Below are 18,435 nucleotides of genomic sequence, written 5' to 3' on the forward strand. Positions count from 1 at the left end.
ATCATTCCTTTATTGTTTCCAAGCTCTGCGTGGGAACATCTTCCGGACGCTCCGCGTCCACCAATGATCCAGCACTCACTTTTGAATACTATTTATTTCTGGTATTTCTCCATTGCCAAAAGTGAGTGCTGGATCCAGATACGCTCCCACGCAGAGCGTGGGAGCAATAAGAAAAAAAAAGCTTCCGTGTCCTTCCGTGTGTTCCGTGGGCAAAACTTCTTGGCTTTCTTTGAAAATGAAACAACATTTTGAGCGTAAAACGCTTAACTAATCGGAGTTTTTATTTTTTTCGGGCGACCGCGTAAAGACGGGTCAAGATTATGTTGTCCTCGCCGGGCACTGGGAAGCAGGCGATGCGCAGTCACATTTAAAACGAAGTTAACCGCTTAAAACCAGGGGAAATTCAGGCGGAACCAGAAAACTTACATTTACCCCGTCCACCCTGGTTGAATGTGTAAGCCCCTGGTTGACCACCAGAACCTGATCCGGTCTGTAGGCCTGGATAAAGCTTCGCAGTGAACGGCTAATCTTTGGCTTTTTTATATTTGAAGACTTGACCTCAACTGCAATGATCTTCTGCCCTTTTTGCAGAACAAAATCAACTTCTGCACCTGAAGAACTTCTCCAGAAATTGAGCCCGTCCAGAATAGGATGCATGTACTTGGACAACTCGCAAAAAACCATGTTTTCCATGACTGCTCCGGCATCAGACCTGTTGTGCAGGGACTGAAAGCCCCCGAACAAAAAATTACGCAATCCGTTGTCCAGAAAAAAAATCTTGGGTCTGGAAGTGATTTCGGCTCGCTTGCCTCCAATATAAGGTGGAAGCAGTCTGATTATATGGTTTTCTTCCAGGATATTCAGATACTGACTTACTGTATTTACACTGACTCCCAGGGAATCCGCCAGGTTGGAATAGTTCACCGAGTTGCCGCTCATGGATGCTGCCAGACCCAGAAGCTTTCTGAACGCCTCTGGATTGCGTATTCTGTAAATATCCGATGCATCCCGCAGGACAAAAGCCTCCACGAGGCGGGCCAGCACGCTTTCCCGCTCAGTACTGCGAAAGACTTCCGGATATCCTCCCCAGACAAGGAGTTTTTCCCATAAACTTTTGCCCTCCATGAGGCGAACAGTTTCAGGAACATGGCCAGGCAAAACTTCCGACAGGCTTAAAGGCAGAAGCAGGTGACGCTCGGCCCTGCCGGCCAGGGACTCCCTGGTCCGGGCATGCAGATGAAAACTCGAAGAACCGGTTGCAATGATGGCCTTTCTGGTTCTCAAATCTGCAAGACCTTTTAAAAACAGTCCGGCTTCCTGCAAGTGCTGGATTTCATCGAAAAACCAACCCCGGGCCTGAGAGGCCAGGTGCTCCATTTCCTGGAAAAACAGGGCTGGCGAAGAACAAAGTTCTTTGAGGCTCTGTTCTTCACAATTTATGTACATCCAGGGCTTGGAGTCCTCCTGGATGGTTTTCCAGATCAGTGTGGATTTACCGGCCTGCCTGGGGCCGGTGAGCAGGCATACCCGGTCCTCAACCGGATTTATCTTTTTGCTGCGGGGGATATAATCGGTTGGAATATATTTGCCGGCACAGCCCGGCCATGCTGAAGCGTCCCGGATCCAGGGATTAAGCCCAAGAAGGACCCTGTAGGTATGTTCATCCATAGCATATCAATAACCCTGAAAACTCAGGCTGTCAATGCAAATAAAGCCTGCTCATTTGCAATAACGATGAAAATAAACCTCACCCCATGGGAAAATTCTCCACCAGGTCCCAGATACCGCAGGGGCAGCATTTGCCGCAGAAACCGCATCCGATGCATTTTTCCGGATCCGCTGCCCGCTGAAATTTTCCCTGGGGCAGATCAGTCCGCTCAATGGCCCCGGTGGGACAGACCGCATCACAAAGCCCGCAATCCATGCACGATCCACATGACGAGCACTGCTCTGCACAGCCGTTCAGGCCTTCAAACTGTGTAATTCTTGGGTCATAGTATTCCTGGGTCATGCGGGAATAATCGATGCGCTCCGAACTCTCGCTGTATTCCACATCAAATCTTTCCAGCCATGACTTGCCCTGGTCCGGGCGTTTGCCCGTTAGCAGGGCATCAATGGTTTGAGCAGCCTTGCGCCCGGCCCCGATGGCATCGGTTAAAAGGCCGGGCTTTACAATATCGCCGATGGCAAATACCTGCGGGTCAGAGGTGCGGTTTTCCTCGTCAACCAGTACAAACCCCTGCCTGGTGCTTATGGATTCCGGCAGGAACTCAAGGTCCGGCATATCCCCTATGGAAATGACCACAGTATCTGCCGGTATGACTTCCCCGGAGGTCAAAACCACCCCTTGCGCAGTCACCTCTTTGGTGAAGCAGGGATACCTGAACTTGGCCCCTGCGTGTTCGGCCTCCCGGCGCTCCTTGCCGAAAGAAGCCGGCTCCTGGATGTCTATCAGGGTAATTTCCCGGGCTCCCAGCCGGTGGGCCTCGGTGGCCACGTCGCATCCGACATTGCCCGCACCGATTATCACCAGTCTCTCCCCTACTTCCTGGGTCCCCTGCCTGGCATTTTTAAGAAAGGTCAAAGCCGGGATAATTCTGTCGGAACCCGGAATGGGGATGGTCCTGGGTGTTCTGGCCCCCACCGCCACAACTACGTAATCAAAATCGGATTTAAGCTGTTCAAATTCGCTTCTGGTGAGCTTTTGCTGCAGATGCACATGCGCCAGGACCTTGCGCACCCTCTCCAGCTCTGCATCCAGGATTTCTGCTGGAATGCGGTTTTCCGGAATGGCGGTGGACATTTTGCCCCCCAGGACCTTTTCCAGATCGAATATCACTGCATCGTGGCCCTTGAGGCGCAATTGCCAGGCAACGGATATGCCTGCAGCCCCTCCGCCGATTACGGCCACCCTGGAACCGCTCAGATCAGGCAGATCCGGCACCCTGGACCTGGTGCCCTCCCTGCCCAGGCAGGTGATATCCACCGGCTGCAGATTGCTTGTGGTCTTGGTGCAGCCCTGCATGCACAGGTTGGGGCACAGATACCCGCAGATTGACGCCGGAAAAGGAGTAAAGGCCAGGGCTACGTCTACGGCCTCGTCCACCTTGCCCTCCCGGATGAGCCTCCAGCGCTCCTGAACGGGCATGCCTGTGGGACAGGCCCACTGACAGGGGGCCATGTACTTTCTGTGTTCCCATACAGGAACGTAGCGGCGCAGGTCCCCGGTGGTAATAAGAGGAATCTGGCTGCGGTCCAGATCTGTCAGGTCTCCAATGAGACCTCCCCTGCCCAGCTCTTCATCCCAGATCTGAGCACGGAACTGTGCCATGGAACGCCTCCTGGCACCGACCTTTTCCATGGGAGTCCGGGCCACCAGGCACTGCCAGTCCTGACGCACACAAAGCTTGTCATACAGGCTTTCCCTGTTGATTTTTTGCAGAAAAATGCGCAGACTCGCGGCAAACCACTCCCACATTTCATCAGAAATGGGCTCCAGCCTGGCATCGGCCTGGCTGTAGCCCTCAACGGGACCTCTAAAGAATATCTTGCCCCCGACCATCCCTACGCAGGGACGATACCCCAGGACACTGGCCGGGTCCTGAGGATTATGCCCGCAGATGACGGCCACTCCCCCGGCCATGAACTCGGCAAAATAGTCCCCGGCGGAACCCAGCACCCAGAGCTCCGGGGGCTCAAACCTGGGGTTGAACTTGGTCATGGTCATGCCCCTGGAACCGATATTGCCGGCAACAAACACCCGGCCCTGGGCCATGGCATTGCAGGTCCCGTTGGTGGCGTGACCGTGCACCACGATATCCGCCCCGGCATTCAGCCAACCGATATCATCCGAGGCCGGCCCCATTATCTGGATTTCCGTACCCGAAAAACCCATGGAACCAGCCCGCTGACCGGATGACCCGGTAATCAATACCCTGGTATTTTCACCGCCGGGTTTGAATATCCTGCCCCCGAGACCATGCTGGCCAAAGGCCTCAATTTCTATGGTTGACGCCCCCTGCCTGACTGCCTCCTGGATTCTCTCCTCCAGCACCCGCGAAGACACCCTGCCGGAATCATCCCGGCCCTTGAGCCTTATGGTTTCCGCTTCCTGCATCTTTTTCTCCTGACAATTACACTGCATACTTGATGGCCAGCCTGTCCGCCACCGCCCAGTCCGCAATACCCAGGGCGTCGGACATGCCTATGGGCAGAGAGGTGGAGCGGCCCAGGGGTGCCAGTATCTTTTTAATCTCGGTATCAAAGCCCACGTAAACATCCACCACCCGCTCAGCCACCTTTTCCGGGTCCAGGCGGCGATACAGCCTTGGATCCTGTGAGGTGATGCCCTTGGGACACCGGCCGATATTGCAGATGTTGCAGCGATCCCCCTCGGTTCCCAGACATCCTGCCCCGGCCTGCATAATGTACTTGCCTATCTGCACCGCGCTTGCACCCAGCATAATCAGTGCTGCGGCATTGGCGGCCAGGTTGCCGTTTTTACCGGCCCCACCCCCGGCTATCAGGGGCAGTTCGTTCTGCTGGCCCAGTTTGACCAGATTCAGGTAACAGTCCCGCAGGTTGGAGGCTATGGGATGGCCCATGTGATCCATGGAAACATTGTAGGCCGCGCCTGTACCTCCGTCTTCCCCGTCAATGGCCAGTCCTGAGGCATAAGGATTGCGGGTGAGATTATTCAGCACCGCCAGGGAAGTGCTGGATGCCGAAATCTTGGGATAAACCGGAACCCTGAATCCCCAGGCCATGCTCATGGACTGGATCATCTTGGCCACGGCTTCCTCGATGGAATACTTGGTCTGGTGCGTGGGGGGACTGGGCAGGCTCACCCCCGGAGGTACGCCGCGAATGGCGGCTATGAGTTTGTTGACCTTGTGCCACTGCAAAAGGCCTCCGTCCCCGGGCTTGGCTCCCTGGCCGTACTTGATCTCAACGGCGCAGGGGTCCTCCTTCATTTCCGGCAGGGCATGGATTATCTCGTCCCATCCAAAATAGCCGCTGGCGATCTGCAGGATTACGTATTTGAGAAACCTGGAGCGAAGAAGCCTTGGGGGACATCCCCCCTCCCCGGTACAGATGCGCACGGGCATGCCCAGTTCTTCATTGAGGTAGGCCACCCCCATCTGCAGGCCTTCCCACATATTGGGAGACAGGGCTCCGAAACTCATGCTGCCTATCATCAAAGGATGAATTTCCCGCACCGGAGGGGTCCAGCCGTTTTCCTTCCAGCTTGCAAGGGCTTTGGCCGGGGGCAGCACCCTGCCTATCAGGGTACGCAGCTCAAATTCATGACGGCCGGCATCCAGGGCCGGGTCTGTGAGCATGGATATGCGCATGAATTTCATCTGATCCAGGACACTGTCCCCGTGATTGCGCCGGCCGCCCCTGGTCCTGGGCTGCCCTCCACGGTCCCGGTGAAACCTGAGCATATCCGTGGACTCGGACTTTATGGCCGAAATGGAATTGTTGGGGCAGACCAGGTTGCACATGGAGCATCCGATGCAGGCATATCCCGGATCAGTCCTCTGCCGGATACCGTGGTAGACTCCGAAGTTGGAAGCGGGCTTTTCCTGACCTCCCACAAAGGGCACCACTATATTTCTTTTGCGAAAAGTCCCCAGTTCAATGGCATTGACCGGACATACCGCGGTACAGCGCCCGCAAAGGGTGCAGGTATGCACGTCCCAGTGTATCTGCCATGGAAGATCGCGCTGGCTTAATGTTGAAGGGGTAATGGCTGCGTCTGCCGGCATATCCTGACCTCCTTGCATTCAGGGGAGACTATGGCTGTATCTAAGTGCATGGGTTGAAAATCCAGGGACTTGTCCCGGTCCGGTATTACTGCGTCCAGGCCGCAGGCCTCTGATGAAAAGGCATAAAGCCCGGGCCTGCCGCCCACTATGCCCGGGCGGAGCTTCTTGCGGTCCTGAACCATAAACATGGTTTTATCCGGCAGGCATCCGATGACACAGTTGGGGCCGTCGATAATCAGACGTCTGCAGGCCTGCTTTAACCTCTGCAGAAACTCCCGGTCCGGATGAGCTTCCAGGTCGCTGCCCTGCAGGGGCGTAATGACGTGCTTGTAGGCTTCGATACCCAGGCCCATTTCCTTCAGGGTAAAGTGCAGGATATGGGTAAAGACCTCGGAATCCGACTGGTAACCCTCGTAGCCCACAACACCCTGGGTGCTAAGGTATTCTTTAATGGGTACAAATGCGGTGTTCTCGCCGTTGGTCATACTGGAAACGCCCTGGATAAAAAACGGGTGACAGGCATACAGGTTGATGCCGTAATTGGTGTTCTGCCTGCCCTGGGCCAGAATCTGACGGGCACAGAGCTCTTCCCGGTCCAGGCCCAGGTACTGACCGGTCTCCAGAGGATCACCCACTTCCTTGATGGTAATGACATCCGGCCAGAAGCTGAAGACCACCATGTCCTCCTTTTCCTGGCCCATATGCCTGAGATTCAGACGGGTCTCGGTCAATTTACGTTCTTGTAAAACAGGCTCCAGGCTTTTAAATTCTTCCGGCGGATCAAAGACCTGTATGAGATATATCTCGCGTCTGGGAGTACCCGGGGGAGGATTGCCTGTGGTGTCCAGGGTGAGCTGAAACCGGGGAATAAACCCCAGTTCTGCCATGTATTCCTCCATGCGTTTAAAGCCGTTGCGGGTAAAAATCCCGGACAGAATAGGCAGTCCTTTATACCTGCTGAAAGGGCCTTCTAAGGAACTGAGAAAAAGCCCTACTCCTGAACCGTCGTGGCCCTCCTTCATCATGTCCAGGGCCTCAATGGCCTTCATGGGCGAAACACAGGAGGTGCTGGTAAGGGAAAACAAGCGGCACATTTTAATTTACTCTCGGGTTGAAGGTAACAGGAACAGTTGCAGCAACTGCTTCCCGGCCTGACCAGGCCGTATACAGTCAGCCATGCGCACCGGCAAAGAGCCTTTAACGGATGCCGATCCCCGGAGGCCGGGTCTCAGACATGTTTTGGGCGGGAAACACCTTGCTGGCAGGCCTACAGAAAAGTAGACATCTTTAAAAATAATTTGTCAAGATTGTAATAGAAACTCTGGCCAAAATTTATTACCACCTCAGGCATGCTTTCAAGGCATCAGCATAATACCTGGGCCACAATCTGAGCCGTGACCATGCCTGCCTGAAATGTAACCATTACCTTGAACTGTCCTGGACAGACTGCATTTTCCGCGCAGGGATGTGAAAAAAGCCTGGATACCGTTCCTGGCTGTTTCAAATACATATCCACTGTTTTAGCCTTCAGGACCGGACAACCCTTCACGATAAATTTACTTTTTTGCAAAAAAAACAAAACAGCACAGCCTGAAATTCTTATCTCCTGATATAAGTGCTAATGAAAATTATTCTTGACAACGACCAGGCCGTAGTCAAATATATCCTGAGATTATCACCCTCATTACTTCTTTTTTTGTTTGACTAAAGTTATGGCTGCCTGATTAATGTATTCAGACGGCCAGACAGAACAAAACTAAAAAACAAGGGAGGCAGCTATGTGCATATGATTACCGGCTTTCGGGGAAGCTTTCCGGAGCGACCTGCGAAAGCCTGAAAAACAGGGAAGTATAGGCCTTGACCATTTTAAAACTTTCTGGAGGACAAAATGGACGCAAAAGATGCAAAAACATACCTGACCAGCCTGTGCCTGGCCGCCCTGCTCACAGGCGGAGGATTTGCCGCTCCGGGACCTGCATTCGGCATGGGACAGAGCGGATGCTCCACCAACGGAGCCGCAACAGACACCAACAATGGTGACGACAACGACGACGACATTGATGATGAACCCGATGGAAACGGGGCCTGAGAAGGAAACGGCAGCTGATAAGGCTGTCCTGGACGCAGGTCGCGTCCTTTATCTAGTTTTCATCCGGAAACGGTTCTTGTTCCTTTTGGCGGCGTCAATCTGCACAATTATTCGTCAACGTATTAAGATACGCCTCCTCATAATTGCTTGATTTCCTTGCCAAAAGAAAAAACTCCTCGTTTCCGGAAAGAAAACCATCAGTTTCAGCATCCGGAAATAAAGAATTTCCGGATGGAAACTATCTAACTTCCTGCGCCGGCAGGTTGTCGGCGCAGGTATTGAACTTTGCCTGAAAAAACTGTAACTGTTCGCCACAATACTGATTCATACTCCAGCCAATAATCTTCTATCCCCTGAGCACGAGCTGTCATGCAACCAAATGAAACAAATCTGGAAAATATATTCCCGGCATGTAAAAGTCTTGTCACCCGGCAGGCCTGGTCCGCTCTGGTCGCCAGAATGGACACGAAGCCTGGCCCGGAAAAATTCCCGGCAATGATTTCATCCCTGTCTCACAAACTGGAGCTTCCAGAATACCTGGCGGAACTGGCTGAGCTGGAAACAGCCCTATACAGCTGCCTTCAGCTTGCGGACCAGGTACCTTCCAGTGTCCACCAGAAAATGATCAACCCCTCCCTGAAAATGCTGGAACTGCATTGGAAAGGACTGGACAAGGCCCTGGAGAGGGCCGGTGATCCAAAGATCCAGCCTGCCTCACAGCCGGAGCTTATGCTTGTCTGGTTCGATCCGGCCAGCGGCTGCTCCAGAGCTCAACCAGCAGACCACCGGACTCTGACAGCACTGAAGATAGTCAGTGAAGATCAGCCCATGGGCAGCACCGCCCTGGAGTATAAAGTCAATCTGGCAGAACTGCACCGGGCAGTGGACCAGTCCGCATCCAGAGGCCTGATCCTGGCACCGCGCACCCGGCTTGGCAGGGACCCGGCAATATTTCAGCCCCATGACAAATCTTTCGAACGCTTTATGCACCCCAGGGTGTTTACCCTGCAATGGCACATAACCCAGGTCTGCGATCTGAACTGCAAGCACTGCTACGACCGCTCCTCCCGCAGCCCCATGTCCCTGGAAAGCGCATATTATGTCCTGGATGAACTGGAGAAATTCTGCACCCACAACAATGTCCGGGCCAAAGTCACCTTTACCGGAGGCAACCCCCTGCTTTATCCACATTTTGACCAGCTTTACCTGGAAACAGTCAGACGGGGCTTTCCGGTGAATATCCTGGGCAATCCAGCATCCAGGCAGCGACTGGAACAACTTCTGGAGATTCAGACTCCGTCCATGTACCAGGTAAGCCTGGAAGGTCTGCGGGAACACAACGATTTCGTCCGCCAGCCCGGATACTTTGACCGGATCATGGAATTTCTGCCCCTTCTCCGGGAACTGGGCATCTCCTCCCAGGTCATGCTGACCCTGACCAGGGACAATATGGACCAGGTTCTGCCCCTGGGCGAGCACCTGCGGGATATGACCGACCTTTTCACCTTCAACAGGCTTTCCGCCGTGGGCGAGGGCGCTTCCCTCTTGATGCCCTCTTACGCCGGATACGAATCCTTTTTGCATGAATACATTCGGGCAACCCGGGATAATCCAGTACTGGGCCTCAAGGACAACCTCATCAACAGCATCAGGGATGAAAACGGGCACAAGCCCTTTGGCGGCTGCACAGGGTTCGGCTGCGGTGCAGGCTTTAATTTCGCCACCCTGCTGTCTGATGGCGAACTGCATGCCTGCCGAAAATTTCCATCACCTCTCGGAAATATCTTTCAAAACGGGCTTATACAATCCTATGAGTCTGAGGCCGGCCGGAAATACAGGGCCGGCAGCGAGGCCTGCAGAGACTGCAGGCTGCTGCCTGCCTGCGGCGGATGCCAGGCGGTCATTTACAGCCTGGGACTGGACCCGCACAAGGACCGCGATCCCTACTGCTTCTACTCCAACGCCCCGGCCGCATAGAAAGTCCTGGGCGGCTGCCGGAATCTCTGCTTTTTTCTACAGCCTCAAATGTTTAGCTCTCAGCTGTTTTCACTAAAGATTAATGCTGTTCCGTCCGATATATTTTTTTGAATACCACCATTATTTCTGGAGCAGCACATGGCCTTAAGCAATCTGGCTCAAATACTGTCTTTATCCCCCAACGTGCAGATGGACATGCTCATGAGCGCCTACTTCCGCGATTCGCAGGTAGGTGCCAACCTGCGCCGCATGATGATCGGCGAGCAGCCGATACAGCCTCTGACCAGCCCCTTTGACCAGGCCATCACCGGCAGGCTGCGCTCAGACAGCGCCGCCATCCGCCAGCATTCACGCAATGTACAGGAGGCCGCCCAGATCATGGGCATCGCCTCGGAAGCGGTGGACAGTATAAGGGATACTTTGAAACAAATGCAGGATCTGGCGCAAAAGATAGACGAGGGTGATCTGGAATACAGGCAGGAGGTTGCAGATGATTACAATGAAATGCGGGAAAAAATTGAAAGCATAATCAGTCATACCCAGTACAACACCATGCACCTGCTGGACAGCGAAAAATGGGGAGGCAGCAGTCTGATAGACGAAGACGGCAAGGTGCAGATAAAATCTTTGCTGGGCCGTGACGGGCTTACTACTATCAAATTTTATCCCCTGGATGATAGAGACTGGAAGGGACTGGAGGGAACTGATCTGGAGACTGAAGCCGACAGAGAGGGCCAACTGGATCTATTATCCGAACTTATCGGGGACGTGACCACCATCGAGGATATCTACAGCGGACGAAAATCCAGCCTGGAGTTTCAGGCTTCCCGCCTGGAGTCTCAGGCGGACATAATGGACGAGGCTGTGGAGGCCAGGAAGCAGACCCCTGAGATGTCCCTGGAGGAAATACTGGTAAACCTGCTGCTCAGGTATTCAGGGAGAATATTTGACCAGATGACCTGAAGTTTTCCGGGGAAAAAGCCCCAGGCCCCTTCCCCGGACAGAATCTATCTGAATTCTCCGTGGACATCCTTGGAGTATTCGCTGAAGGCCCTTTCAATCTTTGCCTGGCCTTCTTCCGAGCTGAAAGCCTGCCTGGCCTCGTCGGGCAGGTCTTCCCATTCATACTTGTATTTTCCCACCAGCTTGCGCACCCATTCGGGCAGGGCGTCCCATTTTTCCTGGAGAGTTGCGGGCTCTTTCATGCCATAATCCTCCCTTGATTAAAAAGAAATAAGCACCTTAAAGAATTGAAGCACAGTCATCCACACAGGAACATCTTTGTTACTTTACAAACATTTATACTGTCAATCCGGAGCTGCCGGCCTGACGGCTTTAAAAATTATCACCATACTTTTTCAGGGCCTCTTCCAGTTGAGCCCGGTCAGGATATTCACCCTGAAAACACAGCCTGTCATTGATAAAAATTACAGGCAAGCCTTTCTTGCCCTGGTTCTGCAGGATTCCGGCCAGTTCAGGCCTGGATCTGAACTGTTGCAGGTGCATATTCAGGGCGTAAACCATGCAGCTGACATTGAAATCATTCTGCAGCTCCAGCAGGGCGTCCTGCAGCCTTTGAGTCTTTCTATCCCCTGCCGGACTGCCCGGTGTACATGCACAGGCCATATACGGCAGATATATTTCCAGTTTATCCAATGCCACAACCTCTCACCCCGGCTCAACCAGGCCAGATGGAACAGCCCTTGATGTCATAAAACCTGCTTTTGAGCCACTCATTATAACTAAGGACTTCGCCTTCCTCCACGGGAGTATTTAAAAACTGCGAGACAAGCACAGGGTCCTTTATCAGACTGGCCCTGGTTTCTTTGCCCAGCAGTATGTCCCTGGCCTCATTTATCAGGGCGGAAAGCCTCTGAGCCTCGGGATCCCCAGGATTTTTATCAGGATGATACATGCTCATTAAACGGTAATAACTGTAGCGTATTTCACTGCCAGCAGCCCACACCTCTACCCCGAGAATCCTTGCTGCGGTTTCCAGCAGATTGCTGTTTCCATGCATAATAGTGATGGCTATCAACACATTTTGAAAAGGTCAAACTTAGAAAAAATTCCAACATAAAACACCTCACCATTCAAATCCCCGATTAAGGCAGGCTTAACCATGTCAGAGGGTCCTCGGTGGTAACTAATACCATAAGGCCAGGGGACTGTCCCCCTGGCCGTTACCTGCCCCCTGCATGGTTGTTACGGGCAGGCCGTGTCAGGGCCAATAAATTTGTTGCCTTAAAACATCTTGCCTGATAGCCTTACATAAAACCACCGGATGCTTCAGGCTGGTCCTGTCTCCATGCTTGATAGCAGCTAACCCCGCCCGGATTATCATCTTAAAAATAGAAGCAAAAAAACGGCAGCCCGGCGGGATACAGGAACCCGCCTCAACACCCCATGCAGGCTCACGGATAAAAAAATGAACCAGAACAAACAAAAAGAAAATGAACAAATGCAGCAGGCTTTCAGGGAAGAAGCCGGGGATATCCTGCCGGAACTTGAAACCACCCTTCTGGAACTGGAGGAGAACCCGGATGATTCCGAACTGATCAACCGTGCTTTCAGGGCGCTGCACACCATAAAGGGATCAGGGGCCATATTCGGCTTTGACCAACTGTCCGAGTTCACCCATGAGATAGAAAATGCCTTCGACCTTGTCCGCAGCGGAAAAATGCAGGTCTCAAAAAGACTTCTGGACCTGACATTGCAGGCCAAGGACAAGATCCACGCCCTGCTTTACCATCCCGAAACCGTAAGCCGGGAGAGCCTGGATCAGATTTTAAAATCCATCGAAGAAATTTTGCCGGAGCAGGGATCTAAATCCTCTGAAGACCCGGCGCAGCATGTCCAGGAAGAGGACCCACAGGGAGAAACAGAAGTTTATCATATCCGGTTCAAGCCCGAAAGAGACATCTTCGCCACTGGAACCGACCCCCTGATGCTTGTGGATGAACTAAGAGAACTCGGCCCCATCTTTGTTGCAGCTCATCATGAAGAAATCCCTGACCTGGAGTCCATTGACCCTGAAAAATGCTATGTATGGTGGGATATATTACTTGCTTCAAACATGGGCAGAGGTGCAATAGATGATGTTTTCATCTTTGTGGATGAAGACAGCGAGCTAAGCATCGAGGTTCTGGAGCATCCTGGTGATGCCGGCGAAGAAAACCTGCAGACAATCTGGGAAAAAACATTCACCCCTTCAGATAGCAGCACCCTGGATGCACAGAATAGTCCCCAACCTGAAAAAGAACCTGAACATGAACAGGTTTACCAGGAGGATGAGGAGGAAGACAAGGCCCGGGAGCCTGAAGTTGAGCCGGAGACAAAGGCCCCGCCACCGCCAGATCCTCAGGAGGAAAAGCCAGCACCACCCCAAGCTGAACAAAAAGAAAAAAGCCAGGCCAGGCCGCAAAAGACCCAGCCGGACAAGGATAAAAAGCCACAGGACAAGCAGGCTGCTCAGGCTCAGACCTCGTCCATGCCTGATTCCCTGCGGGTCAACGTAGGCCTTCTGGAAAACCTCATGAACCTGGCTGGAGAGCTGGTTTTAAGCCGCAATCAGCTCATGCAGGCCATTTCCACCCAGGATGATCAGACTATAAACCTGGCCGGGCAGCGCATCGACCTGGTGACCTCGGAGCTGCAGGAGGCCATCATGCTCACCCGCATGCAGCCGGTGAGCAACGTCTTCAACAAGTTTCCCAGGGTGGTGCGGGACATGTCCCAGAGCCTGGGCAAGGACATTGAGCTCTACCTGGAAGGCAAGGAGGTGGAGCTGGACAAGACCATTATCGAGGGTCTGTCCGACCCCCTGACCCACTTAGTGCGCAATTCCGCGGACCACGCCATAGAAAAGCCCGACGAGCGGGTGGCCAAGGGCAAGAAGCCCCAGGGCAAGATAGTACTCAAGGCCTTTCACGCTGCAGGCCAGGTCAATATTGAGATTATCGACGACGGCAAGGGCATACCGGTGGAGAGGATCGTGGAAAAGGCCCTGGACAAGGGGCTCATTACCGAAGAGCAGGTCCGGACCATGTCCGACAAGGACAAGGCCCAGCTCATATTTTTGCCCGGCCTGTCCACCGCGGATCAGATCACCGATGTCTCCGGCCGCGGTGTGGGCATGGACGTGGTCAAGAGCAACCTGGACCGCCTGGGCGGCCAGGTGGACATCGACACTGAGGAGGGCAAGGGGACATCCATCCGGATCAAGCTGCCCCTGACCCTGGCCATTATTCCCAGCCTGCTTATTTCCGTGAGCCAGGAGCGTTTTGCCATCCCCCAGATCAACGTGGACGAGCTTATCCAGATCCCGGCCCAGCAGGTGCAGGAAAAGATCGAGGTGGTGGGGGATGCCCAGGTGCTCATATTAAGGGGAGAGCTTATCCCCCTGGTGGGACTCAATGAAATTCTCAGGCTGGACCAGAAAAACACCCGGTCCAAAGCCAGGGTGACCTCAATAGAAGAGGCCAGGTCCAGAAAGGACAGGCAGGATAAAAAGGCCGAAACCAGCGCTCAGACATCTGAGAAGAGCCGGTCAGAGGACGCCGGCCTGGAAAAAGAGGTCATCGAAGCCAGCAAATGGTCCATTTCCGGCGAGGAAGATATAAATATTGTTGTGGTCTATTCCGGGACCTTCAAGTACGGCCTGGTGGTGGATGAGCTGCACGACTCCGTGGAAATCGTGGTCAAGCCCCTGGGCCGCCATCTCAAGGCCTGCGACGGATATGCCGGGGCCACCATCATGGGCGACGGTCATGTGGCCCTGATCCTGGATGTGGTGGGCATGGCCAGGCTGGCCGAGCTTTCCTCCATGGCCGGCACGGAAAAGGCCCAGGAAATGGCCCGGGAGCAGGAGACCGAAAAGGAGAAGGACCTGCACAGCCTGTTTCTGTTCAACAACGGACCCAGAGAACACTGCGCCGTGCCCCTGGACCTGGTGGCCCGGGTGGAGCTTATCAAGGCCGAGGACATAGAAATCACCGGGGGCAAAAAGGTCATCCAGTACCGCGGCGGGGTTTTACCGGTCTTTGCCCTGCATGAGGCCGCCAGCGTGGAACATCTGGAACTGGAAGGCGAACTGGTGGTGATTGTCTTTTATATGGCCGGGCACGAGGTGGGTCTTCTGGCCTCTCCGCCTGTGGATGCCAGGGAAGTGCGCGTGGAGATAGACGATTTCACCCTGAAGCAAAACGGTATTTCCGGTTCTGCAGTGCTGGACGGCTATACCACTCTGATCGTTGATATCTACGAATTTATGGAGACCCTGAACCCGCAGTGGTTTGAAAGCCGCGAAAAGGTCCAGCCCCTGGAACAGGAAGGGGGCACTCAGATACTCCTGGTGGAGGACTCGGACTTTTTCCGCAGTCAGGTCAAAAAGTTTATCCAGGATGAAGGCTATGAAGTAGCCACAGCCGAGGACGGGGCAGTGGCCTGGCAGTACATGCAGGACAACCCGGGCGAGGTACAGCTTGTGGTCACGGACCTGGAGATGCCCAACATGGACGGCTTTGAGCTTACTGAACATATAAAAAGTGATGACCGCTTTAATCACCTGCCGGTCCTGGCCCTGACCTCCCTGGCCGGGGAGGAGGACGTGGCCCGGGGCAAGAAGGTAGGCATAGACGACTACCAGATCAAGCTGGACAAGGAAAAGCTTCTGCAGAGCATATTCAGCTTTCTAAGCAGCAAAGCAGCCTGAGTTGTTTATCAGTTCTGCCGAAATCAAATATTTTCCCCGATTTTTTCTGCTCCGCTATTGACGTAATCTAAATCGATGATATATGTGCAAGAAGTTTCGGGGCTACTGCCCCTGTCTTTTTTTGTACTTCCGGAGTCTGTCACCAAAATATAATGGCTTGTCCATACAGGGCAACTCAACAACCAATCAGGGCAGGGATGCACTCCAATATTTCCGCAAAGAACTACTGACTTATGAAAAAAATATTTATACTTTTCCTGATCATATTTTTTGTTTCCGCTGAAAATGCATTTGCCTGGGGTCCCATGACCCATACACATTTCGCCTTTGAGATACTGCGGGCGGCCAGTTTGCTGCCGGTAGCAGTGTACTCTCTTCTAACAGCCTATTCCACCAATTTCATTTACGGTTCGGTGGTGGCGGACTATTTTCTGGGCAAGCCGGGACAGAAAAACCCCCATGACTGGGAAACCGGGTTTATGTTGTTGCAGGCTGCAGGCAAACGCACGGATCAGGCTTTTGCCTGTGGTTTTTTAAGCCATCTGGCTGCTGACACAGTGGCCCACGGTAAAATGGACCTGGGTTCCAGGGGCAAACTGGGCCATGCCTGGGTGGAGATGGAGTCCGACAGCCTGGTGACCAGAAAGTGCTGGCCGGCTGTAGCCCGCATGGACAAAAGCCGGCTGAAGTCAAATGACCGGCTGGCCAGAAAGGTGATAGACCCCAAGGATTGCCGGTCCAAGGGCTTTCAGGGGGTGTACCGGGCCTATCTGAGCATGTCCGGGTTAAACCGCCGCCGCATAACCAGTTATTACCACGAAGACTTCGACAAGTACCACCAGATGTCTGTCCAGCGCGCCATAGACGTTTTGAGCCGCAAGGAGTCCAGTACCTACGTGCGCATGACCCCCAACATCAAAAAGAAGAAAAAAGTCCTCACAGCGCTGAAAAGCATCTTTGTCTGATAAACTTCTCAACTGCTTGATTTGTAAGGAAGTGGACCTTCAACACGAACCACCCCCAGCCCCTCCTTAACCAAGGAGGGGAGTAGACCGTGCTGGATATAATACTAACCCTGTTTGACAGCAACATGCTGCAATAATTGAACTTAAAAATCATAGTTGATTGCAGGATTGCCCCCCAATCCCTGAATTCACCAATCCCTCAATCCCTTAATTTCTTAATCCCTCAATTCCCCAATCCCAAAATTCCCGAATCCCTCAATCCCCCAATCCCTGAATTCCCGAATCCACCCATCACACATGGTTTCTAAGCTTGAGCTCCATGGGGTGGGGATTTAGATACACCTGCTCCTTGAGATATGGCTGGTCGTATTTGCGCACGTAGTGATTAAGAAGGGTTACAGGCACGATAAGTGGCACCAGCGAATCTTTGTAGTTGCCGATGACTTCCAGCAGCTCCTGCTTTTCATCGCTGCTCAGGTCCTTCTTGAAGTACCCCATGACATGCTGCAGCACGTTGACGTTTTTCTTGATGGTGGAAGAAAGTTTCAGGGCTGTCATGAGTTTGCTTATATATTGATCTGCGAGCTCATCAGGAGGCAGCTCCCTGGCCCCGGCCACCAGCCTGCCCAGCTCCCTGTAGGCATTTACATTGTGGGCCATAAGGAGCAGCTTGTGCCGGGTATGAAAATCAATGAGACGGGCGGTGGTCAGCCCCTGCTCCATCAGTTCCAGCCACCTGCCGTAGACAAATATCCTGGTGATAAAATTCTCCCTGAGCATGGGATCATGCAGCCTGCCCTCTTCTTCCACGGGCAGCAGGGGAAAGCGCTCCATGAACATTCCCGCGAATATCCCCCGCCCCTTGGGAACCGGGTGACCCTTGTCATTGTAGACTTTTACCCTCTCCATGCCGCTGCTGGGAGACTTGCTCTTAAAAATGAAACCGCACAGCTTTTCTTTTTCCAGTGCATCCAGCCTTTTTGATGCCCAGCTTTGCATGACACTGGTATAGTCCTCTCCGGACTTCTGGGTGACCAGCCTTGGAGAGTCTATATCCCCTACCAACCGCAGGGCTTCTCTGGGTATGGGCATTCCCGATTCGGTTTCCGGGCATACCGGTACATAGCTCACATACTTGCCCAGCAGGTCCCGCAGGTACCTGTCCAGCTTGTGCCCTCCGTCATAGCGCACGTTTTCGCCCAGAAGGCATGTACTAATTCCAATTTTCAAGTGTTTCTCCTTGCATAATTAAAAGGTAACCATTCAGGGGGTTCTCGGTGGTGGCTACTGGCACCAGGCCTGGGGACTGTCCCCGCTAAGTACTAACTGAGCAGGTTCACAAACTTAGTGTCTACAATTTTTGTGCGAAAAAGGTGTCGCGGGGACTGTCCCCGGGACGTTTCCTGTGCCCCCTGAATGGTTACATTAAAAGTATACTCAGCCGGTTAAAAACCGCAGGCCTTCGATACCGTAATAAACTCCCAGAGTCAGGCCAGTGGTCCAGACCACCAGGCTGATGTTCATCCACACCAGAAGATCTTTTTTTGAAGTTCTGAAGGTCAAAGCAATGAGTACGGCCAGGTGGACCCCGGTAAGAGCCGGTGCCAGCAAAGACAGCCCCGGAAGACCGTACCTGTTCCAGATTCTTAAAGCCCTCCTTCTGCGCCTGGAGGCCGGTCTTGCATAGCCTTTTGCCTTGCCCGCCCTCCATTTGCGCCACAGCTCATAGCCGTACACCATGATAAATATCGGTGCGGTATTTCCGGCAAAGGCCAGGATGCCCACCAGCCAGGGATCAAGGCTCATGGCCAGAGCTGCGGGTATCACCAGCAGAATCTCTATCCAGGGGGTTGCCGACAGGATAAAAACCAGAAAGTATTGCCACAAGGCTTCCATAAATTATCCCGTGTCTTCCGGCAT

Annotated in this window: 16 protein-coding genes; 6 read left to right on the forward strand and 10 right to left on the reverse strand. The window is 53.3% G+C overall.

Annotated elements, in window-relative coordinates; all coding sequences use genetic code 11:
* Positions 1-252 (forward strand): hypothetical protein (locus DTHIO_RS22070; RefSeq protein WP_208596412.1); only part of this gene is annotated, 252 nt, incomplete at its 5' end.
* 126 nt (positions 253-378) lie between these two features.
* Here DTHIO_RS22070 and DTHIO_RS12130 read toward each other — a convergent pair.
* From DTHIO_RS12130 to DTHIO_RS22075, 5 genes are all read right to left on the reverse strand, one after another.
* Entirely contained in the window at positions 379-1,668 is a 1,290-nt protein-coding gene (locus tag DTHIO_RS12130; RefSeq protein WP_008870566.1) for an ATP-binding protein, read from the reverse strand.
* A 79-nt stretch (positions 1,669-1,747) separates the two neighbouring features.
* Positions 1,748-4,117, reverse strand: coding sequence for an FAD-dependent oxidoreductase (locus DTHIO_RS12135; RefSeq protein ID WP_008870567.1), 2,370 nt, complete (start codon positions 4,115-4,117; stop codon positions 1,748-1,750).
* A 16-nt stretch (positions 4,118-4,133) separates the two neighbouring features.
* The gene (locus tag DTHIO_RS12140; protein ID WP_008870568.1) at positions 4,134-5,771 is read right to left on the reverse strand and encodes a glutamate synthase-related protein; all 1,638 of its coding nucleotides are present in this window, start codon (positions 5,769-5,771) and stop codon (positions 4,134-4,136) included.
* On the reverse strand, positions 5,735-6,865 hold the full coding sequence (locus DTHIO_RS12145; RefSeq protein WP_008870569.1) for a class II glutamine amidotransferase domain-containing protein: 1,131 nt from the start codon (positions 6,863-6,865) through the stop codon (positions 5,735-5,737). The genes DTHIO_RS12140 and DTHIO_RS12145 overlap by 37 nt, the downstream gene beginning before the upstream one ends.
* A 269-nt stretch (positions 6,866-7,134) precedes the next feature.
* Positions 7,135-7,281 (reverse strand): hypothetical protein, encoded by a 147-nt coding sequence (locus DTHIO_RS22075; protein WP_208596413.1) that lies wholly within the window; start codon positions 7,279-7,281, stop codon positions 7,135-7,137.
* Positions 7,282-7,659: 378 nt separating this feature from the next.
* Between DTHIO_RS22075 and sbtA the strand changes: the two genes are divergently transcribed.
* The 3 genes from sbtA to DTHIO_RS12165 all read left to right on the forward strand — a co-directional run bounded on the left by sbtA (position 7,660) and on the right by DTHIO_RS12165 (position 10,800).
* The gene (gene sbtA / locus DTHIO_RS12155) at positions 7,660-7,860 is read left to right on the forward strand and encodes an SbtA family thio(seleno)oxazole RiPP natural product precursor (protein WP_008870570.1); all 201 of its coding nucleotides are present in this window, start codon (positions 7,660-7,662) and stop codon (positions 7,858-7,860) included.
* Between the two features lie 369 nt (positions 7,861-8,229).
* Positions 8,230-9,837, forward strand: a complete 1,608-nt coding sequence (sbtM, locus tag DTHIO_RS12160; RefSeq protein ID WP_008870571.1) for a thio(seleno)oxazole modification radical SAM maturase SbtM — start codon at positions 8,230-8,232, stop codon at positions 9,835-9,837.
* Between the two features lie 138 nt (positions 9,838-9,975).
* Positions 9,976-10,800, forward strand: coding sequence for a flagellin N-terminal helical domain-containing protein (locus DTHIO_RS12165; RefSeq protein ID WP_008870572.1), 825 nt, complete (start codon positions 9,976-9,978; stop codon positions 10,798-10,800).
* A 44-nt stretch (positions 10,801-10,844) separates the two neighbouring features.
* On the opposite strand, the gene DTHIO_RS12170 is transcribed toward DTHIO_RS12165, so the two are convergent.
* From DTHIO_RS12170 to DTHIO_RS19875, 3 genes are all read right to left on the reverse strand, one after another.
* Positions 10,845-11,042, reverse strand: a complete 198-nt coding sequence (locus tag DTHIO_RS12170) for a hypothetical protein (RefSeq protein WP_008870573.1) — start codon at positions 11,040-11,042, stop codon at positions 10,845-10,847.
* Positions 11,043-11,172: 130 nt separating this feature from the next.
* Complete coding sequence (locus DTHIO_RS12175) at positions 11,173-11,499, reverse strand: arsenic metallochaperone ArsD family protein (RefSeq protein WP_040418660.1); 327 nt, start codon at positions 11,497-11,499, stop codon at positions 11,173-11,175.
* A 16-nt stretch (positions 11,500-11,515) separates the two neighbouring features.
* Positions 11,516-11,857 carry a J domain-containing protein gene (locus tag DTHIO_RS19875; protein WP_008870575.1) on the reverse strand — a complete coding sequence of 114 codons (342 nt, stop codon included), beginning with the start codon at positions 11,855-11,857 and terminating at the stop codon, positions 11,516-11,518.
* A 408-nt stretch (positions 11,858-12,265) separates the two neighbouring features.
* Between DTHIO_RS19875 and DTHIO_RS12185 the strand changes: the two genes are divergently transcribed.
* Positions 12,266-15,550, forward strand: coding sequence for a hybrid sensor histidine kinase/response regulator (locus DTHIO_RS12185; protein ID WP_008870576.1), 3,285 nt, complete (start codon positions 12,266-12,268; stop codon positions 15,548-15,550).
* 305 nt (positions 15,551-15,855) lie between these two features.
* Complete coding sequence (locus DTHIO_RS19880; RefSeq protein WP_161598672.1) at positions 15,856-16,515, forward strand: zinc dependent phospholipase C family protein; 660 nt, start codon at positions 15,856-15,858, stop codon at positions 16,513-16,515.
* A 291-nt stretch (positions 16,516-16,806) separates the two neighbouring features.
* Here the strand turns inward: DTHIO_RS19880 and DTHIO_RS12195 are convergent, their stop codons facing one another.
* The gene (locus tag DTHIO_RS12195; protein ID WP_008870578.1) at positions 16,807-17,745 is read right to left on the reverse strand and encodes a YbgA family protein; all 939 of its coding nucleotides are present in this window, start codon (positions 17,743-17,745) and stop codon (positions 16,807-16,809) included.
* Between the two features lie 207 nt (positions 17,746-17,952).
* Positions 17,953-18,411 (reverse strand): small multi-drug export protein, encoded by a 459-nt coding sequence (locus tag DTHIO_RS12200; RefSeq protein ID WP_008870579.1) that lies wholly within the window; start codon positions 18,409-18,411, stop codon positions 17,953-17,955.
* Between the last annotated feature and the right edge of the window lie 24 nt (positions 18,412-18,435).

The organism is Desulfonatronospira thiodismutans ASO3-1, from assembly GCF_000174435.1.
Classification (GTDB): domain Bacteria; phylum Desulfobacterota; class Desulfovibrionia; order Desulfovibrionales; family Desulfonatronovibrionaceae; genus Desulfonatronospira; species Desulfonatronospira thiodismutans.